This is a genomic window from Aeromonas sp. Marseille-Q7275 (assembly GCF_965119515.1).
Genome location: NZ_CBCPLW010000012.1, coordinates 73,424 through 98,111 on the forward strand (window position 1 = coordinate 73,424; position 24,688 = coordinate 98,111).

The window sequence follows — 24,688 nt, forward strand, 5'->3', positions numbered from 1 at the left end:
CCAACGGTGATTGCCTGTCTGCGCCACATCCTTGAGTTGCGAGCAAAAAGAAACCCCGGCACCAGGCCGGGGTTTTGCTATCTCAATGTCTATCAGTGGAACTGATCTTCTTCGGTGGAACCTGTCAGCGCTGTCACTGAGGATTGGCCACCCTGGATGACGGTGGTCACCTTGTCGAAGTAACCCGTACCCACTTCCTGCTGGTGTGCCACGAAGGTGTAACCCCGCTCGGCGGCGGCGAACTCCGGCTGTTGCACCATCTCGACGTAGTGCTTCATCCCTTCGCCGCGGGCGTACTGGTAGGCCAGCTCGTACATGTGGAACCACATGTTGTGGATGCCCGCGAGGGTGATGAACTGGTACTTGTAGCCCATGTCGGAGAGCTCCTGCTGGAAGCGGGCGATGGTGGCATCGTCCAGGTTCTTCTTCCAGTTGAAGCTCGGGGAGCAGTTGTAGGCCAGGATCTTGCCCGGGTACTGGGCCTTGATGGCCTCGGCAAACTGGCGAGCCTCGTCCAGGTCCGGCTTGGCGGTCTCGCACCACACCATGTCGGCGTAAGGGGCATAGGCCAAGCCGCGGGAGATGGCCTGCTCGATACCGGCCTGCACCTTGTAGAAGCCCTCGGCGGTACGCTCACCGGTCAGGAAGCCGGCATCGTAGGGATCGGCATCCGTGGTCAGCAGGTCGGCGGCGTTGGCGTCGGTACGGGCGATCACCAGGGTGGTGGTGCCGCAGACATCCGCGGCCAGACGGGCGGCGATCAGTTTTTGCACCGCTTCCTGGCTCGGCACCAGCACCTTGCCCCCCATGTGACCGCACTTCTTCACCGATGCCAGCTGATCTTCGAAGTGCACGCCGGCGGCGCCCGCTTCAATCATGCCCTTCATCAGCTCGAAGGCGTTCAGCACGCCGCCGAAACCGGCTTCCGCATCCGCGACGATCGGCAGGAAGTAGTCGATGAAACCGGCATCCTGCGGGCCCACCTTGTTGGCCCACTGGATCTGGTCGGCACGGGCGAAGGAGTTGTTGATGCGCTCCACCACGGACGGCACCGAGTTGGCCGGGTAAAGGGACTGATCCGGATACATGGTGGAGGACAAGTTGTTGTCCGCCGCCACCTGCCAGCCGGAGAGGTAGATGGCCTCTATGCCCGCCTTGGCCTGTTGCACCGCCTGGCCACCGGTCAGGGCGCCGAGGCAGTTGACGTAGCCCTTCTTGGCGCCGCCGTGGATCAGCTCCCACAGCTTGTCGGCGCCGCGCTGGGCCAGGGTGTGTACCGGCTGCAGGCTGCCGCGCAGGTTCACCACGTCTTCGGCGCTGTAGCCGCGTTTGATCCCTTTCCAGCGGGGGTTTTCTGCCCAGTCTTTCTCGATAGCCTGGATCTGTTGCTCACGGGTCAGTGCCATATCAGTTCCCTCTTTCATTGATTTCACGTTTCCATTGATTTGTTATGGACGAGCCCCTCCCGGGGCCCGGATTCAGAGCCGCTCGTAACCGGGCAGCGTCAGAAAATCGATCAGGGTGTCGGCGCAGGTGATCTGCTCCATCAGCTCGCTCGCCTCGGCGAAACGACCTGCCTGCCAGCGGGCCTCGCCCACCTCGGCTTTGACCACCTCCTGCTCCTCGGCCAGCATCTGGCGGAACAGCGCCTTGGTCACCACCTTGCCATTGGTGAGGCTCTTGCCGTGGCGGATCCACTGCCAGATGGAGGTGCGGGAGATCTCGGCGGTGGCGGCGTCTTCCATCAGGCCGTAGATGGGCACGCAGCCGTTGCCGTTGATCCAGGCCTCCAGGTATTGCAGGGCGACCCGGATGTTGGTGCGCATGCCCGTCTCGGTGCGCTCCCCCTCGCAGGGGGCCAGCAGATCGGCGGCGGTGATGGGAGCATCCTGCTCGCGCAGCACATCGATCTGGTTCTTGGCGCCAGCCGGGATGGCGGCGTTGAACACCGCCATGGCGGTATCGGCGAGGCCGGGGTGGGCGACCCAGGTGCCGTCGTGGCCGTTGTTGGCTTCACGCTCCTTGTCAGCCTTCACCTTGGCAAATACCTGTTCATTCACCGCAGGATCTTTAGCCGGGATAAAGGCGGCCATGCCGCCCATGGCGAGGGCGCCGCGCTTGTGACAGGTCTTGATCAGCAGGCGCGAGTAGGCGGAGAGGAACGGCTTGTCCATGGTCACCACCTGGCGGTCCGGCAGGACACGGTCAGGGTGATTCTTCAAGGTCTTGATGTAGCTGAAGATGTAGTCCCAGCGGCCGCAGTTCAGCGCCACTATGTGATCCTTCATCTGATAGAGCAGCTCGTCCATCTCGAACACCGCAGGCAGGGTCTCGATGAGGACGGTGGCCTTGATGGTGCCGCGGGGCAGACCGAACTTGTCCTCGGTCCAGGCGAACACCTCGCTCCACCAGCGCCCTTCCAGGTGGCTCTGCAGCTTGGGCACATAGAAGTAGGGGCCCGAGCCCTTGGCCAGCAGCGCCTTGTGGTTGTGCAGGAAGTAGAGGGCGAAGTCGAACAGGCCGCCGGGGATGGCCTCGCCATCGAAGGTGACGTGTTTTTCCGGCAGGTGCAGGCCACGGACCCGGCAGATAAGCACGGCGGGATCGGGATTGAGGGTGTAAGCCTTGCCTTCCGGACTGGTGTAGGAGACGGTGCCATTGACCGCATCGCGCAGGTTGATCTGACCCTCGATCACCTTGTTCCAGGCGGGGGCCAGTGAATCCTCGAAGTCCGCCATGAACACCTTGACGTTGGCGTTGAGGGCGTTGATCACCATCTTGCGCTCGACCGGGCCTGTGATCTCCACACGGCGGTCCTGCAGATCGGCGGGAATGCCGCGCACTGTCCAGCTGCCTTCGCGGATGTGGGCGGTTTCGGGCAGGAAGTCCGGCAACTCGCCGCCATCGATGCGAGCCTGGCGAGCCACCCGTTGTTTCAGCAGTTCATTGCGCTGAGGAGCGAAGCGTTCCACCAGTTCGGATACCAGGGCCACCGCATCCGGCGTCAGGATCTGCGCGTAATCGGGAAGCATCTCGCCTTGGATGCGCAGACGGGTGCTGCTGATGGTCTGGGCCGGTGCCGACATAGGTTTCACTCCTTTGAAAGTTACATTTTGAACTTACTAACTACGACTAACGTCTATATCCGTTTCTCTTAAACTCCCCATAACAGCGGGGTAACACGACTCATAAGGTGCAAAATAATGCTTGGTTCGTCAACTTGATTTTTAAAACAGGTGTTTTTGGTTGGTATTTAAGTTGATGTTTTTAAAGTGGTTATGTGATTAGCATAAAAGCTCTACGCAGATGGTTATGCTCTCGGCTGACAAGGCTGTCAGGGGGGATGAAAGCGCCGGGTGCGGCACATCAAAAATGTAATTAATTACGTAATAAAATTACCAATGCAAAAACAAATCCCGACCTTACTCCAGGCTTTGTGAAAACAGCTGTATGAAATGCCTGCTACCAACACAGTCTGCATCTGGCATGTGACGTCATTGACGGGTGAACTGCTGTTTAAAACGAAATGGTCAAATCTTGCGAAGTGGGGGCATAGGGGGGCGAGTGGTAGAAATGACGAGCAATAACGTAGGTTTGTAATTTCAAGGGCGGGGGCAGGGGGAGGGAGATGACGGGGAACGGAGTAGTGAATAACACCAATCCCTGGATGTTTATCAGCATTTTATGGTTATTTTCGTTGGCGGCTTTTTAGCCGGGTCGGGACGGGGTGCCGGACAACAAAACCGGCCTTTCATCCGCAGGGTTTGGAGAGGGGCTGGGCCAGATCCGCCTCAGTAGTCATCATCCGGCGCGGCGAGATCGATCACATCGAGATGCACTGTGCCGCCGAGGCCGGTGTCGGTGGATTCGAGATCGGAATGGGGTGAGGAGAGAAGGGGCTGATCGGGCTGAGTGTCGACTGCTTGGTTCATGGGTGCTTGCCTCAATGGATTGCAAGCCGGTTGGTGATTCCCTCACCCTGATGCCACCTCCCTGTCTGATGGCCGGCGGAAAAGTTGCGTATCCTAGCGGGACTTTATGAAAGCTTCAAGTGGTTCTGTATAAAATTCATGCCATCACCGCCTCTGTGCAAGCCACCGGGGTGAGACAAGAAGAGGACGTGCAGGGGACGGGCAGAAAGAAGGCAAAAAAATAGCCCAGTCGTTTGACTGGGCTATTTTCGGGGAAAATGGTCGGTGTGAGAGGATTCGAACCTCCGACCCTCTACACCCCATGCAGATGCGCTACCTGGCTGCGCTACACACCGACGGAGTCAGCTCGGCTGACGGGAAGGGAGTCTAATAGGATGAACTCTAGGGTGCAACTCCTTTTTTATCAGGGAGATGCCGATTGCTTCTTTATTGCTCAACCAAGATGCAACTTGGGCCTTGGCGGGAGTTTTGGCATAATCGCCGCCCACCTCGCCTGGTGCAGGTGGCCCTGGATCCGGGCCGAGCGGACAGGGCCGTCTTTGATGATGAATGCAGATAAATGAGAGGATCGGCCGTGGAGCCAGTACAGAAGAATGCAGCCGAGATGCAGATCACCCAGGACGAGCGCTGGATGCGTCATGCCATGGCCCTGGCGGCCAGGGCGGAAGGGATAGGGGAGATCCCGGTCGGTGCCGTGCTGGTGCTGGGGGACGAGGTGGTCGGCGAGGGGTGGAACCGCTCCATCAGCGCCCATGACGCCTGCGCCCATGCGGAGATCATGGCGATCCGTGCCGCCGGCATCACGCTGGAGAACTACCGGCTGCTCGACACCACCCTCTATGTGACGCTGGAGCCTTGCTGCATGTGTGCCGGTGCCCTGATCCACAGCCGGGTGAAGCGGGTGGTCTACGGGGCCCGCGATCTCAAGACCGGGGCGGCGGGTTCGGTGTTCGACATTTTGCAGGACCCGCGCCACAACCACAGGGTGGCGCTGACGGGAGGCGTACTGGCAGAGGCCTGCTCGGCCCAGCTGTCAGACTTCTTCAAGCGGCGCCGCGCCGAGAAGAAGGCGGCCAGAGAGGCGCTGAAACAAAGTGGTGGCCCGGCCCTCTGAGGCGGGCGGGGCATCGTCTTGCCCGTCCCGGATTTATTCACATATCCATATATAAAACAGAGGGTTGGCACCTCGGCTTGCCCTCGATCTCCGGTCTGTATCCCTCCTGAAATAACCTCTTCACAGAGGCTCTTGATGTAACAAAACTGTCATGCAACCGCCATATAATGCCGCCAAGCCTAGCTCACATTGAGGTCTTGCATGTCATCGGAATCGTTAAACCTGGTCATGGCGGGCAGTAGAAAACGCCGGATCAAGGATAAATTGGCCAAATACGGCGTCACCACAGGGGGAGCCCTGGTACTGGTGGCCCTGCTGCTTATCTTCTTCTACCTGCTCTATGTGGTGAAACCCATCTTCAATGGCGCCAGCGTGGAGGCGACCTCCTCCTTTACCCTGCCGACGCAGGGCAAGACGGCCTGGCTCGGCGTCGAGGAGCAGAACGAGATAGGGTATCGCTTCAACGACCAGGGTCAGGTCAGCTTCTTCGCCGTCAAGGCGGATGGCGGCGTCAAGGTGGGTCAGGTGCTGGGTCAGGCCAGTGTGGCCGGTGACGTCACCGCCGTCGCCCCTCCCGCGCCGGGCCAGAAGCTCATCGCCTATGGCTTTGCCGATGGCAAGGCCATGGTGGTGCAGCCCTCGTTCAAGGTCTCCTACCCGAATGACGTGCGCGTCATCGAGCCCAGCCTGCAATATCCCTTCGGCGAAGAGCCTGTGGTGATAGATCCCCAGGGCAAGGCGCTGACCCGCATGGTGTTCGAGGCGACCAAGGACAAGATGGCCACCGCCGCCGTGACCGAGGATGGCCGTGGCGTGATGACGGTGATGAGCGGTGAGGAGAACTTCCTCTCCGGCGAGATCGAGTGGAGCCGCCAGAACTACGCCATTCCTTCCCTGCCTCGTCACGTGGATCAGATGCTGCTGACCCCCAATCTGCGCATCCTGTTCGTGCGTGAAGGCAATCGCCTGTCTGTCTATGACATCCACAACCTGAGCGACATATCCCTGCGCGACGTCATGGAGATCAATGCCCCCAACGCCGACGTGACCCAGGTTGCCCTGCTCTCCGGCGCCTCCTCCCTGATGGTGGGCAATGACAATGGCGTCATCTCCCAGTGGTTCGAGGTGGCGAAGGATGGCAAGCGCCAGTTCACCCAGATCCGTGACTTCAAGGGCGACGGCCCGGTCGCGCTGCTGACCCCGGAGCATTTCCGCAAGGGCTTCATCAGCGCCGCCAACGACGGGACCATCAACTTCTTCCACGCCACCGGCGAGGCCAAGCTGCTTGGCGAAACCATAGAAGGCGGCGCCCTGGCGGCCCTGGCCATCTCTCCCCGTCACAACCTGTTGCTGACCCAGCAGGGGAATGACTTCAAGGTATTTGAGGTGGAGAACGATCACCCCGAGGTGACCTGGTCCGCCCTGTGGCAAGAGGTGTGGTACGAAGGGTATCCGGAGCCCCAGTATGTGTGGCAGTCCACCTCTGCCAGCAACGATTTCGAAGCCAAGCTGAGCCTGGTGCCCCTGGTGTTCGGGACCCTCAAGGCCTCCTTCTACGCCATGCTGTTTGCGGTGCCGCTCGGCGTGGCCGGTGCCATCTACACCGCCTACTTCATGTCGGCGGGTCTGCGCAAATACGTCAAGCCGACGGTGGAGATCATGGCGGCGCTGCCGACCGTCATCCTCGGCTTCCTGGCGGGTCTGTGGCTGGCCCCCATCATCGAAGGGGCGCTGCCAGGGGTGATCCTGCTGCTGCTGTTGCTGCCGATGGGCATGTTGCTCACCGCCCTGGTGTGGAACTACCTGCCGGAGCGTGGCCGCTCCTGGCTGCCGGATGGCTGGCACGCCATCCTGCTCATTCCTGTACTGCTGCTGATTGGCTGGGGCGCCTTCGCCTTGAGCCCGCTCATCGAGAATGCCTTCATGCACGGGGATTCGCGCATCTGGCTGACCCACGAGATGGGCATCAAGTTTGACCAGCGCAACTCCCTGGTGGTCGGTATCGCCATGGGCTTCGCCGTCATCCCCACCATCTTCTCCATCGCCGAAGATGCGGTCTTCTCGGTGCCCAAGCACCTGACCCAGGGCTCCCTGGCCCTCGGCGCCACCCCCTGGCAGACCCTGAGCCGGGTGGTGATCCTGACCGCGAGTCCGGGCATCTTCTCGGCGGTGATGATGGGTCTGGGCCGCGCCGTGGGCGAGACCATGATAGTGCTGATGGCCACCGGCAACACCCCCATCATGGACTTCTCCATGTTCCAGGGGCTGCGTACCCTGGCGGCGAACATCGCGGTGGAGATGCCGGAGTCGGAAGTGGGCAGCTCCCACTACCGGGTGCTCTTCCTCGCAGCCTTCGTCCTCTTCGTATTCACCTTTATGTTCAACACCCTGGCCGAGTTCATCCGTCAGCGGTTGCGTGAAAAGTACAGCTCTCTGTAATGAGCCGTTCCATCAAAAGCGGCGCTCTGCATATGAACAAGGAATCGATAATGGGTAAGTGGTTTAAATCGGGGGCCCCCTGGATCTGGATGACGGGGGGCGCCGTCAGCCTGAGTCTGGTGGCTGTACTGGGTCTGCTGTTGCTGATCGGCTGGCGTGGTCTGGTCTACTTCTGGCCGCACCCCATCTATGAGTGGCAGCTTGAAGACGCCCAGGGCAACAAGAGCGTGCTGATCGGCGAGATCAACGACCGCGAGCTGGTACCTGTGGAGCGGCTGCGCGCCGCGGGTCAGGCGCTGGAGGGGGAGGAGCGCGAGCTGCTGACCCGTTATCTGGTCAAGACCGGCAACCGCGAGTTCGTCGACCTCGACTTCCGCTGGGTGCTGGAGACCGACATCAAGTCCCGCACCCAGCCCGCCGAGCTCGCCATGGTCGAGCGTGCCACCAACGGCAACTTCTACGGTTACATCACCTCGGTGAAGGAGGATGGCCGCGAGCTGACCCAGGATCTGCATCCCGCCCTGCAACGGGTACTGGCCCGTGCCAACGCCCTGTCGGAGCAGGCCAACGATCTGCAAAAGGGAGACATCGGCGGCATCAACTACCAGCTGGAGCGACTGCGCCTGAAAGAGCGCAAGGCGGAGCTGGAAGGGGAGCTGACCGACGCGCTCAAGGCGGACCTCGCCGCGCAGCGCCAGGCCCTCAACGATCGCTATCAGGTGCTGGAGAAGGAGCTCTTCTCCCTGCGTGCCCAGGCGGACAGAGACGCCATCACGGTCAAGGACATGCGTGGCGAGCAGGTGACCATGCCCATGTCCAAGGTGCTGGACGTGGTCTGGCCCAACGACATGAGCCTGCCCGCCAAGGTGGGTCACTGGTTCCACCAGATTGGCAAGTTCGTCTCCGACGATCCCCGTGAGGCCAACACCGAGGGCGGCGTCTTCCCCGCCATCTTCGGCACCGTCTTCATGGTGCTGCTGATGGCCATCATAGTGACGCCCCTTGGAGTGGTGGCTGCCGTCTACCTGCACGAGTATGCGGGCAAGAACAGCTTGACCAAGATCATCCGCATCGCGGTGATCAACCTGGCGGGTGTGCCCTCCATCGTCTATGGCGTGTTCGGTCTGGGCTTCTTCGTCTACACCCTCGGTGGCTCCTTGGACCAGCTGTTCTACCCGGAAGCGCTGCCGAGCCCGACCTTTGGCTCACCCGGCGTCATCTGGTCGGCGCTGACCCTGGCTATCCTGACCCTGCCGGTGGTGATCGTCTCCACCGAAGAGGGGCTGGCGCGGATCCCGAGCACCATACGCCAGGGCTCCCTGGCCCTGGGGGCCACCCAGGCCGAGACCCTGTGGCGCATAGTGCTGCCCATGGCGAGCCCGGCCATCATGACCGGCCTCATCCTTGCGATTGCCCGGGCCGCCGGTGAAGTGGCACCCCTGATGCTGGTGGGGGTGGTGAAGCTTGCTCCCACGTTGCCGATGGATGGCAACTTCCCGTACCTGCATGTGGAGCGCAAGTTCATGCACCTGGGCTTCCACATCTATGACGTCGGCTTCCAGAGCCCGAACGTCGAGGCGGCGCGGCCCCTGGTCTACGCCACCTCCTTCCTGCTGGTGACGGTGATCGTGGGCCTCAACCTGACGGCTATCGGTATTCGTAACCACCTGCGCGAGAAATTCCGGTCGCTGGAACATTGATAGACCAGCTACCACAGAGACGGGCCGGGAACAGGGTTCCCTGCCAGCCAAGCGTTCAGGCCGCGGGCAACGAGAGTGCTCGCCGCCACAAAGAGAATTTGAGGTAACAGATGATCAACGTAACACCGACTTCGACCCAGCATACCGCACTGGACCTGCTCAACCTGAGCCCGGAGCAGACCGCCCTTGAGGTCAAGGATCTCAACCTGTACTACGGCAACAAGCAGGCGCTGTTCAACGTCAACATGAAGATCCCGAAAGGCCAGGTGACGGCCTTTATCGGCCCGTCCGGCTGTGGCAAGTCGACCCTGCTGCGCTGCATCAACCGGATGAACGATCTGGTGGAGATCTGCCGCATCGAGGGGGAGATCCAGCTGCACGGCCACAACATCTACGACAAGAGCGTGGATGTCTCCGCCCTGCGCCGTCAGGTGGGCATGGTGTTCCAGCGCCCCAACCCCTTCCCGAAATCCATCTACGAGAACGTGGTCTATGGCCTGCGCCTGCAGGGCATCAATGACAGACGCACCCTGGACGAGGCCGCCGAGCGCTCACTGCGCGGCGCGGCCCTGTGGGAAGAGGTGAAGGATCGCCTGCACGACAACGCGTTCGGCCTCTCAGGTGGTCAGCAGCAGCGTCTGGTGATCGCCCGTGCCATCGCCATCGAGCCGGAAGTGCTGCTGCTCGATGAGCCGACCTCGGCGCTCGACCCCATCTCCACCCTCACCATCGAGGAGCTGATCAACGAGCTCAAGAGCCAGTTCACCGTGGTGATAGTGACCCACAACATGCAGCAGGCGGCGCGGGTGTCGGATCAGACCGCCTTCATGTACATGGGCGAGCTTATCGAGTACTCGAACACCAACACCATCTTCACCACCCCGGCCAAGAAGAAGACCGAGGACTATATCACCGGTCGTTACGGCTAAGGCATGTTGGTGTAACAAGGGTTATTGAGATGAACAAGATGAGCATCAACAAACAGATTAGCGGTCGGTTCAACGGCTAAGGCATGGTTGGTGCAACAAGGATCATTGGTATGAACAAGATGAGCATCAATAAACAGATTACCGGTCGGTTCAACGGCTAAGGCATAATCGGAGCAACAAGGATTATTTGTATGGACAATATGAACCTCAATAAACACATCTCCGGTCAGTTCAATGCCGAGCTCGAGAACGTGCGCAACCAGGTGCTGGTGATGGGCGGTCTGGTGGAGCAGCAGCTGACGGACGCCATCTCCGCCATTCACATCCAGGATCTGGATGCGGCGCGCAAGATAGTGGCCAACGACCACAAGGTCAACGCCATGGAAGTGGCCATCGACGAGGAGTGCACCCGCATCATCGCCAAGCGCCAGCCCACGGCTTCCGACCTGCGCCTGGTGATGGCCATCATCAAGACCATCACGGATCTGGAGCGCATCGGCGACGTGGCGGACAAGATAGCCCGCATGCTGACCGACAACGCCAACAAGCCGCAGCCGCCGCTGGTGTCCCTCGAGAACATGGGCCGTCGCACCATCAAGATGCTGCACGACGTGCTCGACGCCTTCGCCCGCATGGATCTGGAGGCGGCCATCGCCGTCTACAAGGAAGATGACAAGGTGGACCGGGAGTACGAGTCCATCATCCGCGAGCTGATGACCTACATGATGGAAGATCCCCGCACCATACCCCAGGTACTGAACGTGCTGTGGGCGGCGCGGGCCATCGAGCGGGTCGGCGATCGCTGCCAGCACATCTGCGAATACATCGTCTACTACGTCAAGGGCAAGGACGTACGCCACACCAAGGCGGATGAACTGAGCGACCTGCTCGGCAAGCATTGAATCCAGGATGAATAAAAAGGCGCCTTGAGCGCCTTTTTTATTGCATTGGGGGGCGGCTTAAGATAACGCGCCCCACGGGGCGCTTTTCTGCTAGAATATGGCCCCTGTGTGAGTCCCGGATGGAGTCACGGTCCGGTTTCCCGGGCCCAGTTTGCCGTCTTGTGCTAAGGCGGCTGTCGCAATAGGTTAATCATGAGTTTTGCCGATAGTTTGTTCTTTTTGATGCTGCTGGTCGCCGGCAGCGTGTTCTTCTCGCTCTCCGAGATCTCTCTCGCCGCCTCCCGCAAGATCAAGTTGCAGGTGATGGCCGACGAGGGCAATCGCCATGCCGAAAAAGTGCTGGCGCTGCAGGCCCAGCCGGGTAACTTCTTTACCGTGGTGCAGATAGGCCTCAACACCGTCGCCATCCTGGGCGGCATCCTGGGCGAATCCGCCCTGAACCCCGCCATCAAGGAGCTTATCTCCGGCTTCTATCAGGGCCCCTGGCTCTCCCAGATAAGCTCGATCGCCTCCTTCGTGTTCGTCACCGGCATGTTCATCCTGATAGCGGACTTGATGCCCAAGCGCCTCGCCATGACGATGCCGGAACGGGTTGCGGTGGTGGTGGTGCGTCCCATGCTGCTGTGCGTGACCCTGCTGATGCCGCTGGTGTGGTTCTTCAACGGCATGGCCAACGCCCTGTTCCGCCTGCTGCGGGTCTCCATGGTGCGCAACGACGAGATCACCTCGGACGACATCTACGCGGTGATGGATGCGGGGGCCGAGGCCGGCGTCATCCAGCGCGAGGAGCACCAGCTCATCGAGAACGTGTTCGAGCTGCAGTCCCTCGGCGTCACCTCCGCCATGACGGCCCGCGAAAGCCTGATCTACTTCACCCTGCAAGAGGGGGAGGAGAGCATCAAGGCCAAGATAGCCGAGCACCCCCACAACAAGTTCCTGGTGTGCGACCACAACCTCGACAGCATCAAGGGGTTCGTGGATGCCAAGGAGCTGCTGATCCGCGTCATCAGCGGCCAGAGCATCGATCTCAACAGCGGCTCCCTGGTGCAGAGCGTCATCATCATTCCCGACACCCTGAACCTCTACGAGGCGATGGAGTACTTCAAGAACCACAGGGGCGACTTCGCCGTGGTGATGAACGAGTACGCCCTGGTGGTGGGCATAGTCACCATGAACGACCTGATGAGCACCGTCATGGGGGAGTGGGCCACCCACGTGGTGGAAGAGCAGATCGTCCAGCGGGACGAGAACTCCTGGCTGGTGGACGGGGTCACCCCCATCTCCGACGTCATGCGGGCGTTCGACATCGAGGAGTTCCCGGACGCGCAGAACTACGAGACCATAGCCGGTTTCATCATGTTCATGCTGCGCAAGATCCCCAAGCGGACCGACTCGGTGAAGTACGCGGGCTACAAGTTCGAAGTGGTCGACATCGACAGCTACAAGATCGATCAGCTGCTGGTCACCCGTATTGAACCCAATGTGATCGACAAACCCGCCCTGGAATCGTGAAAGGAGTTACCAAGGAGTCATGAAGATGCCGTCTTATTCCCGTGCGTTGAGCTGTGTGGCTCTCGCCCTGGCGCTGGGGGCCTGCAGCCAGAGCGCGCCCCGCAAACCCGCCGCCGCTCCCAAGCCCGTGGCCCCCAAGGCTGCCGTGGTGGCGCCGCAGCCGGACCCCGATGCCGTGGTGCAGAGTGCAGTGGCAGAGCCGAGCCCTGTGTTCGATGAGGAGTACCATGGTCCGGATCAGGGGTCGCTGGAGTCGGTGACCGCCCTGTTCGCCCGTGGCTACATAGAATCTGCCATGCGTGAAACCATGCTGGCGGCGGTGCACAGCGACTACCCCTTGCTCGGCATGCGGGACGTGCGCCTGACCGACCCTGTGGCCAAGTTCCTCACCTCGGCCCAGGCCCGTACCACGGCCCACGACTACCTCTATGCCGGGGTGCAGCGCAGGTTGGGCCGCCCCCTGAGTCCGGCCCAGTGGGAGCAGATCTGGCAAGGCTTCCCCCAGCAGGGGCGTGTCTCCGACTGGGTCAAGCAGACCAAGCGGGTACTGGCAGGGCGCTGAGTCGCCAGCCATCCATGTTTCACAAGAGGCCACCCCCCGGGGTGGCCTCTTGTCGTTCAGGGCCCCGAGCCCCGAGCCCAGGGCGGCGAGGGCGGGGCCTTCCTTTGCCGCTCTCATCCCGAGCTTGCCCGGATTTGTTCCTCGTTCCCGATTGCCTCTCTCTCTGCTTTGCGCCATGATGCACAGGGCATATAGCCGTCTAGATGTTTTGATGGCTTAATGTTGTTCCACACAATAAACACCCGTCATGACGGGGACACGCAGAGAGACAGAGATGGATACACAGGACTTGTGGGTACTGGATGGCGGCATGGGGCGCGAGCTGGCACGGCGGGGTGCACCGTTTCGCCAGCCGGAGTGGTCGGCCCTGGCCCTGATGGAGGCGCCAGAGACGGTGCGAAAGGTGCATCAGGCCTATGTGGCGAGCGGGGCCCGGGTCATCACCACCAACAGCTATGCCCTGGTGCCGTTTCATATCGGTGACGAACGCTTCGCCGCAGATGGCGAGCGGCTTGCGGCCCTGGCCGGGCAACTGGCGCGGGAGGTGGCCGACGACCAGGGGGGCGCCGTGCTGGTGGCCGGTTCCCTGCCACCGCTCTTTGGCTCCTACCGTGCCGACCTGTTCGACGCGGGCAGGGTGAGCGAGCTGGCGACCCCGCTTATCCGGGCGCTCTCTCCCCAGGTGGATCTCTGGCTGGCGGAGACCATGAGCCTCATTGCCGAGCCGCTGGCCCTCAAGGCCCTGCTGCCAGACGATGGCAAGCCGTTCTGGGTCTCCTTCACCCTGGAGGACGAGGCGCCGGGCAGCGAACCCAGACTGCGCTCCGGTGAGCGGGTGGCCGATGCCGTGACCGCGTTGGCGTCGGCCGGGGTGGACGCCATCCTGTTCAACTGCTGCCAGCCCGAGGTGATTGAGGGGGCGCTCAAGGTGGCCTGCGCCGGCTTGCAGGCCCTGGGTCGCAGCGACATTCGCCTCGGCGCCTACGCCAACGCCTTCCCGCCCCAGCCCAAGGAGGCCACCGCCAACGACGGCCTGGACGAGATCCGCGCCGATCTGGGGCCGCTGGATTACCTCGGCTGGGCCGAGCGCTGGCGCGCAGCCGGGGCCTCTCTCATCGGCGGCTGCTGCGGCATAGGCCCGGAACACATTGAGGCGCTGGCCAGCCGGCTGCGCTAAGGAGAGCCCATGAAAGAGAGCAAGATAGGGCTCTGGTCCCTCACCGCCCTGGTGTTCAGCTCCATGGTGGGGGCGGGGATCTTCAGCCTGCCGCAGAACATGGCCGAGGTGGCCGGGGCGCGCGCCGTGCTGATCGGCTGGGGGGTGACCGGGGTGGGCATCCTGGCGCTGGCCGCGAGCTTCCTCTATCTGTCGCGGCTGAGACCGGATCTCGACGGCGGCATCTACAGCTATGCCCGCGCCGGCTTTGGCGATCTGGTGGGCTTCTTCTCCGCCTGGGGCTATTGGCTCTGCGCCACCATCGGCGTGGTGGGCTATCTGGTCATCGCCTTCGCGGCGCTGGGCAGCTTCGTCGATACCCCGGAACAGATCTGGTTTGGTGACGGCAACACCCTGGCGGCCTTCATCGGCGAGTCCTGCATCCTCTGGGCTGTGCACCTGCTGGTGGCCCGCGGCGTGCAGCAGGCGGCCCTGTTCAACCTGGTGGCGACCCTGGCCAAGAGCCTGCCGCTGCTGCTGTTCATCCTGTTCGCCTGCTACTGGTTCGATCCTGTCACCTTCGCGGCGGATCAGCAGGGCAGCACCCTGGCGGTGCCGGTCTCCGAGCAGGTGCGCAACACCATGCTCATCACCCTCTGGGTCTTCACCGGCATCGAGGGGGCGGCGGTGCTCTCGGCCCGGGCGAGAAACAAGCGGGACGTGGGCACCGCCACCGTGCTCGGCGTGGTGCTGGCGCTGCTGCTCTATGTGCTCATCTCTGTGCTGGCGCTGGGGATATTGAGTCGCCCCGAGCTCGCGGCCCTGCCCAACCCCTCCATGGCGGGGCTGATGGCCCAGATGACGGGTTCCTGGGGCAAGGTGCTCATCAGCGCCGGCCTCATCGTGTCGGTGCTCGCCTCCTACGTGAGCTGGACCCTGTTCTCGGCCGAGGTGCCGTTCAGCGCGGCACGCCACGGCGCCTTCCCGGCCATCTTCCGGCGCCAGAACCGCAACGGCACCCCCATAGCGTCCCTCTGGCTCACCAGCCTGACGGTGCAGGGCTGTCTGCTGCTGGTATGGCTGCTCGGCAAGGGGTACACCAACCTGCTGCTCATCTCCACCTCCATGATACTGGTGCCCTACCTGCTGATCGGCCTCTTCCTGCTCAAGCTCTCCTTGAGTGGAGAGGGCAATGGTCGGGTGCGGGCGGTAGCCCTGGTGTCGAGCGGTTACGGTCTCTGGCTGCTCTACGCCGCCGGGGTGGAGTACCTGCTGCTCTCCCTGCTGCTCTACGGGCCGGGTCTGCTGCTGTTTCTCTACAGCCGCCGCCAGCTCGGGGCGGACCAGCGGCTCAGCGGGCGCGAGCGGCTGCTGGCCGGGATAACCCTGGTGAGCCTGGTGCCCGCCATCTGGTCCTTTGCCCACGTCTGAGCAAGCTGATGATCAAATGCAAGAGAGCGCCCAGGGGCGCTCTCTTTTTGTCTGCGACGCGGACTGGTTTTAGCTGCGGCAAGGACTTAGCGGCTGGCGGGCCCCGCCGGTTTGCCAAACAGCACCTTGAGCTTCTCTGACCAGGGCAGGCCTCGGGCCTCCTGCACCATGTCGCGCCACTCGTGGAAGGTGAGGGTGAGCGGATTGAAGCTGTGGATGGGCTTGGTGATGCCGAAGCGACAGGGCTCGGCGGGGTCTTCCTCCACGAAGGTGCCAAACAGCCTGTCCCAGATGATCAGCACCCCGGCGAAGTTGCGGTCGATATATCTGGGGTTGCTGGCGTGGTGCACCCTGTGGTGGGAGGGGGTGTTGAAAATCCACTCCAGCCAGCCGAGCTTGCCCACCACCTGGGTGTGGACGAAGAACTGAAAACCCAGGCTGAGCAGCACTGTGGCGACCACCGCCTCGGGGGGGAAGCCGATGAGGATCATGGGTATCCAGAACAGCCACATGCCGGAGACCGGATACATCAGGCTCTGGCGAAAGGCGGTGGAGAGGTTGAGCCGCTCCGAGCTGTGATGCACCACGTGGGAGGCCCAGAGCCAGCGCACATGGTGGCTCGCGAAGTGGAACAGCCAGTAGCAGAGATCCTGCAGCAGGAAGAGCAGCAAGAGGCTCCAGAGGTTCAGCTCTATGTCGAACAGTCGCCAGCCCCACAGACCCTCATAGAGGTAGGCGATGGCGATGGCCGCCAGGGCATCGCCCCCCTGGTGCATCAGGGCCAGGGCGGCATTGGCGAACAGGTCGCGCCAATGATAGGTGGCGGTGGGAAAGGCCGCCCCGTGTTTGCGCAGATAGAGCATCTCCCAGCCGACGAAGGCCAGAAAGAGAGGGGAGAGGTAGAGCAGCAGCAGTTGCACATCCATGTGAGGCATCCGGTTGGACCAGTTGGGTTCCAGCATACCGAATGAATTTAAAATTTCATTAACATCCTGTCACAGTCAGCGCGGCGGGCAGCCAGATGACGGCGTGCTGCTCAGTGAAGGATCAGGGGAAGGTGGCGAGGTGAGAATAGTGAAGAGGGAGCCCAGGGCTCCCTCTTCTGCTCCTGTTTACAGCACCTGACTCAGGAACTGGCGCAGGCGCGGGGAGGGGGGATTGTCGAAGAAGTCGCTGGGCTTCTCATCCACCAGCAGCTCGCCGCTCTCCATGAAGAGCACCCTGTCCGCCACTTCCCGGGCAAAGCCCATCTCGTGGGTCACCACCACCATGGTCATGCCCTCTTTGGCCAGGCCCTTCATGACGTCCAGCACTTCCCCCACCATCTCGGGGTCCAGGGCGCTGGTGGGCTCGTCAAACAGCATGATGCGCGGCTGCATGGCGAGCGCCCGGGCGATGGCCACCCGCTGCTGCTGGCCGCCGGAGAGCTGGGAGGGGTAGCTCTGGGCCTTGTTCGACAGCCCCACTTTCAGCAGCAGGGCCTTGGCCCGCTCCTCGGCGTCCTGGCGGGACAACCCCCGCACCTTCTGGGGGGCGAGGCTGATGTTGTCCAGCACGTTCAAGTGGGGGAAGAGGTTGAAGGACTGGAACACCATGCCCACCTCTTCCCGCAGCTTGTTGACGTCGCCCGGCTCGGTCAGGCTGATGCCATCGACCTCGATATGGCCGTCGTTGATGGTCTCGAGCTGGTTGAGGGTGCGCAGGAAGGTGGATTTGCCAGAGCCGCTCGGACCCACTATCACCACCACTTCCCCTTCCGCTACCTGGGTGCTGACGTTCTTGAGAGCGTGCACCTCGGTGCCGTAGAACTTCTCTACACCGCTCGCCTTGATAATGGGATCAGTTGCTTTTCGCATATTTCACCTCCAGACGGCGTACCAGGAAGGAGAGAGTACCAGTCAGAACCAGATAGAGCAGGGCCACGGTGAACCACACCTCGAACGGGCTGAAGGTAGAGCTGACCACCTCCCGTCCTGCCTTGGTGAGATCCGTGATGGAGATGACCGACACCAGGGAGGAGTCCTTGATGAGGTTGATGAACTGGCCCGCCAGCGGCGGCAAGACCCGCTTGAACGCCTGGGGCAGGATCACATAGCGCATGGTCTGGGCCGAGGTGAGGCCCAGGCTTCTGCCTGCCTCCATCTGCCCCTTGTGGATGGAGCTGATGCCGGCGCGCACGATTTCGGCCACATAGGCGCCGGTGAAGACCGCCAGCGCCGCCACCCCGGCGGTGAATCTGTCGAGGTTGAGCACTGTGCCGATGAAGAAGTAGACGATGAAGATCTGCACCAGCAGCGGGGTGCCGCGAATGAGCTCCACATAGGTGACCGCCAGGTTGCGCAGGGCGGGATTGGGTGAGAGGCGGGCGAGGCCGGCCAGGGTGCCCAGCAGGATGGCGAAGACGCCAGCCACCAGGGAGAGCTTGACCGTGACCCAGACACCCCAGGCGATGGGGCCGGCGGTCCAGCTCAGTTGCACATCCAGGGTGTCACCGAGGAAGACGGTATCCCCTTCGGCAACCTGGGCGCCTGTGCTGGCGATGGCCTGGCGACGGTTGGGGTCGAGATCGTCTTGCAGGAAGAGCTGCCCCTTCTCTGCGGCTGTGGTGCCGGTCACCACTGTGCCGTCAAATTCTGCGTACTGTTTCTGTTCGGCCTGGTAGGCGATGTACTGGGGAATGCGTTCCCAGCGCCAGGTGTAATCCACCGCCTGCACGGCCTTGTAGATGCCAAAGATGGCGGCCAGCACCATCAGCAGGAAGACGCCGTGCCAGAGCAGCAGGTTGGGCTGTTTTTCCATCTGTCTTGTGATTTTGGGGTTGATCACTGTCACAACCTCTCTTGTCGTTATTGTGTGGGGTCTGCGTGAAGGGGCGGCGAGCCGCCCCTTGAGAGGTTATTTGAGCTGGTTGAGCCAGGCGTTGGATTCAAACCACTTCTTGTAGAGACGGTCGTAGCTGCCGTCGCCCTTGATCTGGCGCAGGTAGTTGTTGAACCAGTTGAGGGTGTCCTGATCCCCCTTGCGGATGGCCCAGGCCAGCGGCTCGAAGGTGAAGGGCTTGTCCAGGTGCACCACGGCGCCGGTGTTCTGGGAGGCGAAGATGGCGTTGTAGGGCAGGTCGTAGACGAAGGCATCCACCTTGCCGTTGATCACTTCCAGCTTGGCGTCGTCCTGGGTTTCAAACTGCAGCAGGGTAGCCTTGGGGATCATGCGCTTGACCGCCTGCTCGCCAGTGGTGCCGAGCTTGACCGCGATCTTGTATTTGGGATCGTTGAGGTCCTGGAAGGACTTGATCTCCCCCGCCTTGTCCTTGCGAAGGACTATGGTCTGGCCCACGACTATGTAGGGATCGGCAAAGTTGACGCGCAGGTTGCGCTGGGGGGTGACCGTCATGCCGCCCATGATGACGTCGAACTTGTCGGTCAGCAGGGCCGGGATGATACCGTCCCAGGCGGTGTTGACGAACTCCACCTTCACGCCCATCTCCTTGCCGACCATCTTGGCCAGATCCACGTCGAAGCCGATGTACTGGCCCTGCTTGTTGGTCATCTCGAAGGGTTGATAGCCGGCGTCGAAGCCGACCCGCAGCACACCGCGCTCCAGCACGGCGTCCAGGGTGGAGCTGGGGGCTGCGCTGGTGGCAGCATTGGCGAGCCCGCACAGCAGCAGGGTAGAGAGAATGAGTTTTTTGATCATAAGTGACGTCTCTGTCGTAAGTGTGTTCGGCCTTGAACCTGCTCCGTGCGACTCCATGGCACAAGAGACTGCTGCATCCGGCAGCAGGCAAGACAGGATTATTGTCTTGATTGAGGCAAAAGCCCCATATGAGATTCTATTCTCCATCCGGTGAGTGAAAAATGTACCAAAATCCGATTGTGTCAGACGACTCAATAGGTTAGTGGCACTTTTTCCTCGCGGCACGGCTCATAAAACCACATGAAAACAACATATCTATCTAAGGGCGCGGGTTCAAGTGCAAAAATAGTTGGCAGGCATTTTGCTGTGTGGTCGGCGGGAAATCTGGGGCCGAACGAACCTGGAGCGCCAGGCATCAGGCCGGCTGGCCGAGTGAGAGGGGCCAGTTGGCTGTCCGGAAAATATTTCTTCGCGCCAGAGGGCTCCCTCTGTGTCTTGTCATGGCCTTCCCATATACTCAGCCATCCCCATAGTAAGGTTCGGGAATGGACGCCTCAATTCTGCTCAATCTGGACGTGTTTACCCTGATGTTGATGGCCCTCGGGGGCTACAGCCTGGGGTTCATCACCCTCTCCATCATCTGGTCGACCCACAGGGAGATCCCCGGCCTCGGGCTCTGGTGGTGGTCCAGCCTCTGTGCCCTGGCGGCCCAGTCGCTCTTCTTTATGCAGGCGTTCGCCCCCCACATCGCGGGGATCTGGCTGGCCAACCTGCTCATCACCCTCTGCATAGCGCTGATGCCGCTGGCCCTGCAGCGCTTCTTCGGCGAGCCGCCGGCCTGGCGGGCCTTCGCGCTCTTCATGCTGGTCTACCTGCTGATCCTCTGCTGGAGCGTGCTGTTCAACGACGAGATGGCGCCCCGGGTGCTGCTGGCCTGCCTGAGCTACATGGTGCTGGGGGCCGTGATCGTGTGGCAGGTGTGGCGCCACGGTTACCCCGCCTATCTGCCCGCCATTCTGGTGTTTACCGTGGTCAACATTCTGCTCTACGGCTTCAACCTGATCCGGATGGGGGCCCTGCTCAGCGGCGAGGTGCGGGTGCTGATGGATCAGCACGTGGTCAATGTGCTGCCCTTCCTCTCCATGCTGATGGGCAACTACCTCTCCACCTTCGGGGTATTGCTGCTCTGTACCCAGTACCGGGCCCTGGCCCTGCGCCGGCAGGCGAGCCAGGATCCTTTGACGGGCCTGCTCAACCGGCGTGGCTTCATGGAGCGCTGTGCGCAGGCGCCCAAACAGGGAGCCCTGGTGGTGCTGGATCTCGATGACTTCAAGCAGATCAACGATCGCCACGGTCACGAGGCGGGGGACAGGGTGCTGGCGGCGGTGGGGGCCTATCTGGCCGGTCAGGGGGATCTGGTGGCCAGCCGCTTCGGCGGCGAGGAGTTCGTGCTGCTGCTGCCCGAGGGGGATGCCCCGGCCCAGCAGGCGCGCTGCGAGCAGATCCGCCAGGGCATAGCGACGCTGCCCCTGGACGGCATCCAGGTCACCGCCAGCCTGGGGCTGGTGCCTTACGCCCGGGGCTGGCATCTCGATACCCTGTTCGGGCAGGCGGATCGCGCCCTCTATCAGGCCAAGCGCAGCGGCAAGAACCGGGTCTGCCTGCCGGCCTGATCCTTGATGACCCTGATGTTCAGCCCGCTTCGGCTGCGAGGGTACGTGGCGCCTGGGCTTTGAGCCTGAAGAGGTGCGGCAGCAGGGTCGGGAGGCGGCCTCTTAGCTCGCTTCGGTGGCGAGGGGGTACGGGGCGCCTGGGCTTTGAGCCTGAAGAGGTGTGGCAGCAGGGTCGGGAGGCGGCCTCTTAGCCCGCTTCGGTGGCGAGGGGACGTGGCGCCTGGGCCTTGAGGAAGGGGAGCAGCAGCAGGGCCGAGACCCCGGCCGCCACCGAGATGACCACGAAGAAGCCGTTCCAGTGCCAGATCTCCATCACCTTGGCCAGCGGATACCCCGACAGCGCCGCTCCCATGTAGGCAAACAGTCCGACGAAGCCGGTGGCGGCCCCGGCGCAATCCTTGTGGGAGCACTCGGCGGCCGCCATGCCGATCAGCATCTGTGGGCCGAACACGAAGAAGCCGATGGTGAAGAAGCAGGCCGCCTGCATCACGTAGCTGAAGAAGGGCATCAGCCAGAGCGACCCGACCGAGAGCAGTATCCCCATGGCGAAGATGAGGTTCATCGGGCCCCGGTTGCCGTTGAACAGCTTGTCCGAGCCCCAGCCCGCCACCAGGGCGCCGATAAAGCCCCCCACTTCAAACATCGAGATGGCCGAGTTGGCGCTCATCAGATTGAAGCCGCGCTGCTCCGTCATGTAGAGGTTGCCCCAGTCGTTGATGGCGGTGCGCACCACGTAGACCAGCACGTAACAGCAGGCGAGCAGCCAGATGTAGGGGTTGCCGAGCACGTATTTGTGCAGGATCTGGCGAGGAGAGAGGCCCACATCCTGGGTCTGCTGGGCCATCTCCAGGGCGTCATTTCGCCACTGTCCGACCGTGGGCAGCCCCAGGGTGCTCGGGGTGTCCCGCAGCCGCCAGCACAGCAGCAGCCCGGCCAGTATGGCGATGAGGCCGGGCACTATCATGCCGTAGCGCCAGCCGTGCTGCAGGGCTATGGTGCTGACGATAAGCGGGATCAGGGCCCCACCCACGTTGTGGGCCGTGTTCCAGGCCGACCACCAGAAGCCGCGCTCTGTCCTCGAGTACCAGCTGGTGAGCAGCTTGGAGCAGGGGGGCCAGCCCCAGCCCTGGAAGAAGGCGTTGGCAATCCAGAGTGCCACGAACATCCAGAGGGCCGACGAGAGGCCGAACAGTATGTTGATGACCCCGGTCGCCATCAGCCCCAGCCCCATGAAGTAACGGGGGTTGGCCCTGTCGCTGATGATGCCTGAGACGAACTTGGAGCAGCCATAGGTGAGGTAGAACAGGGTCCACATCATGCCGATGTCGGCCTTGTCCAGGATGCCGCTCGCCAGCATGTCCGGCATGGCGAAGTTGAAGCTCTTGCGGGTGAAGTAGAAGACCGCATAGCCCAGGTACATGGTCAGCAGTATGTGGAGGCGCCAATGGCGATAGCAGGCATCGATCTCGGCCTGATCCCGCACCAGAGGGGCCGCCGGGCGGCTCTTCATAAAGCTCAGCATGGGGCGCCCTGCCTTCTGGATCCTGGATCAGTCATGGGACTCCTCCCGTTTACGGCTGGGGAGGTTGACAGTCAGCTGGGTTCCCTGGGCGCAGGAGAGGCGCAGTGTGCCCCCCAGCGCCTGTACCCGCTCGCGAATGCCGAGCAGGCCATAGCCCTGGGGCGTCTGCTCGGGCAGGCCGCAGCCGTCGTCGTCCAGTTGCAGCAGCACCCTGTCGGTCTGCTGGCGGGCCAGTATGGTGACGGCGCTGGCATTGGCATGCTTGACCACGTTGTTGAGCCCCTCCTGACAGACCCGGAACAGGGTGACCCGCTGGGCGTCCGAGAGCGCCTCATCCACGAGCTCCCACTCCAGGCGGGTGACGATGCCGCGCCGCTCCAGCTCAAGCTCCCGCAGCAGGCCGCGCACCGCCTGCTCCAGGCTCATGTCGTCGAGCTGGCGCGGGCGCAGGCGACCGAGCAGGCCGCGCACCGCATCGTAGATGCCAAGCGACAGGGTCTCGATAAGGGCGCTGCTCTGGCCGACATTGGGGTTGTCCGGTGCGAGGCGGCGCACTATGCCTGCCTGGGTGCGGATGGCGGTGATGGTCTGGCCTATGTCGTCGTGCAGCTCCCTGGCCACCTCCTTGCGGATGCTCTCCTCGGTCTCCAGCAGCCGCTCGGTGAGCTGGCGGTTGTGGGCGAGCTGGCGGGTCAGCGCCTGGTTGAGCTCGCGCTGGCGCTGGATGCCGGCCCCCAGCAGCAGGCCGGTCAGGCTCTGGGCCAGCAGGGAGAGCAGCAGATCCAGGGGATGTTCGTGCCAGGCCTGACCCGCCATCAGGGCCACCGTATTCATCAGGGTGGCGAGCAGAGCCCCCTGCCAGCCGTAGCGCCAGGCCATGGCCATGATGGGAATGGCGAGGCAGAAGGGGGTGAAACGCACCAGGGAGTCCGGCAGGCCGAGCTGCAGCCCCAGGCTCAGCACGAACAGCAGCAGGTACCAGATGAGGTGGCGAAAGCGCCAGTCCACCGGCTGATCGATGAGGGCAGGACCGAGCGGCACCCAGGTGGCGCGGGTCAGATAGTGCCAGATCAGCATGCAGGTGGAGGTGAGGGTGAGGCCGCCGGTCAGGGTGAGCAGCAGGGCGGTGAGGCCATCTTCCCCCGCCAGATGCCAGAGCAGGGATTGCAGGGCCGCCGCCACAGTGACGGTGGCGAGCAGCACCAGCAGTTGCTGCCAGTCGTCACGAATGCGCTGGCGGCGGGCGATGAGCAGCGGCAGCAGGGTGAGCAGGCTGCCGGCCAGGATGAGGGGCCACAGGGGCATGCCCACCTCCCCATCGAGCCAGTGCAGCAGCAGGGCCTCACACAGCAGCAGGGGCGGCCAGTAGGGGAGGGGGCTCTGCAGCAGCAGGCCCAGACGCAATCCGAAGGGGAACAGCAGCACCGCCAGCACCGGGCTCTCCACCAGGTGCAGCCCTATGCTCCAGAGGCAGAACCAGCCGGCGGCGAAGATGAAGCTGGCCGCCAGGGCGATGGCGACATAGCTGGCAAACCGGGAGATCACCAGCTGTCCAGCATGCGGTGGGCCAGCTCCACGTTGTTGTTGACGTTGAGCTTGTCCATCAGGTTGGCGCGGTGCACGTGTACCGTCTTGGGGGAGAGGCCGAGGCGCTCGGCGATGGCCTTCACCTCCATGCCGCCGGCCAGCAGCTGGGCCACTTCCCGCTCCCTGTTGGTGAGGGGATCCCTGTGGCTGCTGGCGAGCTTGTGGGCGATGTCCGGGGTGAGGTAGCAGCCCCCCTGGGCGGCGGTGCGCACCGCGGCGATCAGCTCCTCCGGGCTGCAGCGCTTGGAGAGAAACCCCTTGGCACCGGCCTGCAGGGCCTGCTCGATGAGGGCCGGGCTGTCGTGCACCGACAGCATCACTACGGCGAGGCCGGCGGGCAGCTGCCTGAGCAGGTCCAGCCCGGATTGATCCGGCATGGAGATGTCGCACACGCACAGCTGGACGCCGCTGCCCGGCAAGCCGGCGAGGGCGTCGGCGGCGCTGCCAAATTCGGCGATGACCCGCAGATCGGGTTCGAGATTGAGCAACTGGGCAAAGCCGGAGCGGACTATCTGGTGATCGTCGATGAGGGCAATTTTTATCATGATGTCAGCCTGAAATCTGCGGCCAGGGCGCTGGCGCGGCCAACAAGA

20 protein-coding genes and 1 tRNA gene are annotated in these 24,688 nt (G+C 62.6%); 10 read left to right on the plus strand and 11 right to left on the minus strand.

Translation table 11 applies throughout. The features are described 5' to 3' along the window. Nucleotides 1–92: 92 nt before the first annotated feature. From aceA to ACWPWQ_RS12855, 4 genes are all read right to left on the minus strand, one after another. Nucleotides 93–1,406, minus strand: a complete 1,314-nt coding sequence (aceA, locus tag ACWPWQ_RS12840; RefSeq protein ID WP_454009942.1) for an isocitrate lyase — start codon at nucleotides 1,404–1,406, stop codon at nucleotides 93–95. 72 nt (nucleotides 1,407–1,478) lie between these two features. Continuing rightward, a complete protein-coding gene (gene aceB, locus ACWPWQ_RS12845; protein ID WP_454009943.1) occupies nucleotides 1,479–3,086 on the minus strand; it encodes a malate synthase A in 1,608 nt (535 codons plus the stop codon). A gap of 705 nt (nucleotides 3,087–3,791) precedes the next feature. Further along, entirely contained in the window at nucleotides 3,792–3,932 is a 141-nt protein-coding gene (locus ACWPWQ_RS12850) for a hypothetical protein (protein WP_163153711.1), read from the minus strand. Between the two features lie 258 nt (nucleotides 3,933–4,190). Next, nucleotides 4,191–4,267: transfer RNA gene (locus ACWPWQ_RS12855), tRNA-Pro, on the minus strand. Nucleotides 4,268–4,536: 269 nt separating this feature from the next. On the opposite strand from ACWPWQ_RS12855, the gene tadA reads away from it, so the two are divergent. From tadA to ACWPWQ_RS12900, 9 genes are all read left to right on the plus strand, one after another. Next, on the plus strand, nucleotides 4,537–5,046 hold the full coding sequence (gene tadA, locus ACWPWQ_RS12860; protein ID WP_454009996.1) for a tRNA adenosine(34) deaminase TadA: 510 nt from the start codon (nucleotides 4,537–4,539) through the stop codon (nucleotides 5,044–5,046). A 201-nt stretch (nucleotides 5,047–5,247) separates the two neighbouring features. Further along, on the plus strand, nucleotides 5,248–7,485 hold the full coding sequence (locus ACWPWQ_RS12865) for a phosphate ABC transporter permease (protein ID WP_454009944.1): 2,238 nt from the start codon (nucleotides 5,248–5,250) through the stop codon (nucleotides 7,483–7,485). Between the two features lie 50 nt (nucleotides 7,486–7,535). Further along, complete coding sequence (pstA, locus tag ACWPWQ_RS12870; protein WP_319916641.1) at nucleotides 7,536–9,185, plus strand: phosphate ABC transporter permease PstA; 1,650 nt, start codon at nucleotides 7,536–7,538, stop codon at nucleotides 9,183–9,185. Nucleotides 9,186–9,295: 110 nt separating this feature from the next. Further along, a complete protein-coding gene (pstB, locus tag ACWPWQ_RS12875) occupies nucleotides 9,296–10,114 on the plus strand; it encodes a phosphate ABC transporter ATP-binding protein PstB (RefSeq protein ID WP_005328825.1) in 819 nt (272 codons plus the stop codon). 191 nt (nucleotides 10,115–10,305) lie between these two features. Then, on the plus strand, nucleotides 10,306–11,016 hold the full coding sequence (phoU, locus tag ACWPWQ_RS12880) for a phosphate signaling complex protein PhoU (protein ID WP_025327511.1): 711 nt from the start codon (nucleotides 10,306–10,308) through the stop codon (nucleotides 11,014–11,016). 192 nt (nucleotides 11,017–11,208) lie between these two features. Continuing rightward, nucleotides 11,209–12,528, plus strand: a complete 1,320-nt coding sequence (locus ACWPWQ_RS12885; RefSeq protein WP_139437003.1) for a hemolysin family protein — start codon at nucleotides 11,209–11,211, stop codon at nucleotides 12,526–12,528. Nucleotides 12,529–12,547: 19 nt separating this feature from the next. Then, on the plus strand, nucleotides 12,548–13,090 hold the full coding sequence (locus ACWPWQ_RS12890; protein ID WP_162627170.1) for a hypothetical protein: 543 nt from the start codon (nucleotides 12,548–12,550) through the stop codon (nucleotides 13,088–13,090). 274 nt (nucleotides 13,091–13,364) lie between these two features. Then, nucleotides 13,365–14,267 carry a homocysteine S-methyltransferase family protein gene (locus ACWPWQ_RS12895; protein ID WP_454009945.1) on the plus strand — a complete coding sequence of 301 codons (903 nt, stop codon included), beginning with the start codon at nucleotides 13,365–13,367 and terminating at the stop codon, nucleotides 14,265–14,267. Nucleotides 14,268–14,276: 9 nt separating this feature from the next. Beyond that, nucleotides 14,277–15,677 (plus strand): basic amino acid/polyamine antiporter, encoded by a 1,401-nt coding sequence (locus ACWPWQ_RS12900; protein ID WP_454009946.1) that lies wholly within the window; start codon nucleotides 14,277–14,279, stop codon nucleotides 15,675–15,677. A gap of 86 nt (nucleotides 15,678–15,763) precedes the next feature. On the opposite strand, the gene ACWPWQ_RS12905 is transcribed toward ACWPWQ_RS12900, so the two are convergent. The 4 genes from ACWPWQ_RS12905 to ACWPWQ_RS12920 form a co-directional block, all read right to left on the minus strand. Next, the gene (locus tag ACWPWQ_RS12905) at nucleotides 15,764–16,603 is read right to left on the minus strand and encodes a sterol desaturase family protein (RefSeq protein WP_454009947.1); all 840 of its coding nucleotides are present in this window, start codon (nucleotides 16,601–16,603) and stop codon (nucleotides 15,764–15,766) included. A 186-nt stretch (nucleotides 16,604–16,789) separates the two neighbouring features. Continuing rightward, complete coding sequence (locus tag ACWPWQ_RS12910) at nucleotides 16,790–17,533, minus strand: amino acid ABC transporter ATP-binding protein (RefSeq protein WP_319916645.1); 744 nt, start codon at nucleotides 17,531–17,533, stop codon at nucleotides 16,790–16,792. Further along, entirely contained in the window at nucleotides 17,517–18,476 is a 960-nt protein-coding gene (locus ACWPWQ_RS12915) for an amino acid ABC transporter permease (protein WP_247626619.1), read from the minus strand. The genes ACWPWQ_RS12910 and ACWPWQ_RS12915 overlap by 17 nt, the downstream gene beginning before the upstream one ends. Nucleotides 18,477–18,572: 96 nt before the next feature. Next, nucleotides 18,573–19,373 carry a transporter substrate-binding domain-containing protein gene (locus ACWPWQ_RS12920; protein WP_454009948.1) on the minus strand — a complete coding sequence of 267 codons (801 nt, stop codon included), beginning with the start codon at nucleotides 19,371–19,373 and terminating at the stop codon, nucleotides 18,573–18,575. Between the two features lie 485 nt (nucleotides 19,374–19,858). On the opposite strand from ACWPWQ_RS12920, the gene ACWPWQ_RS12925 reads away from it, so the two are divergent. Further along, a complete protein-coding gene (locus ACWPWQ_RS12925) occupies nucleotides 19,859–20,986 on the plus strand; it encodes a GGDEF domain-containing protein (protein WP_139437019.1) in 1,128 nt (375 codons plus the stop codon). 187 nt (nucleotides 20,987–21,173) lie between these two features. On the opposite strand, the gene uhpC is transcribed toward ACWPWQ_RS12925, so the two are convergent. From uhpC to uhpA, 3 genes are read right to left on the minus strand one after another with little or no spacing between them, the layout of a single operon-like run. Continuing rightward, nucleotides 21,174–22,508 carry an MFS transporter family glucose-6-phosphate receptor UhpC gene (gene uhpC, locus ACWPWQ_RS12930; protein WP_454009949.1) on the minus strand — a complete coding sequence of 445 codons (1,335 nt, stop codon included), beginning with the start codon at nucleotides 22,506–22,508 and terminating at the stop codon, nucleotides 21,174–21,176. Nucleotides 22,509–22,535: 27 nt separating this feature from the next. Then, nucleotides 22,536–24,053, minus strand: coding sequence for a signal transduction histidine-protein kinase/phosphatase UhpB (gene uhpB, locus ACWPWQ_RS12935; RefSeq protein WP_454009950.1), 1,518 nt, complete (start codon nucleotides 24,051–24,053; stop codon nucleotides 22,536–22,538). After that, nucleotides 24,050–24,640: a transcriptional regulator UhpA gene (uhpA, locus tag ACWPWQ_RS12940; protein WP_202046104.1), complete on the minus strand. Its 591-nt coding sequence runs from the start codon at nucleotides 24,638–24,640 to the stop codon at nucleotides 24,050–24,052. The genes uhpB and uhpA overlap by 4 nt, the downstream gene beginning before the upstream one ends. Between the last annotated feature and the right edge of the window lie 48 nt (nucleotides 24,641–24,688).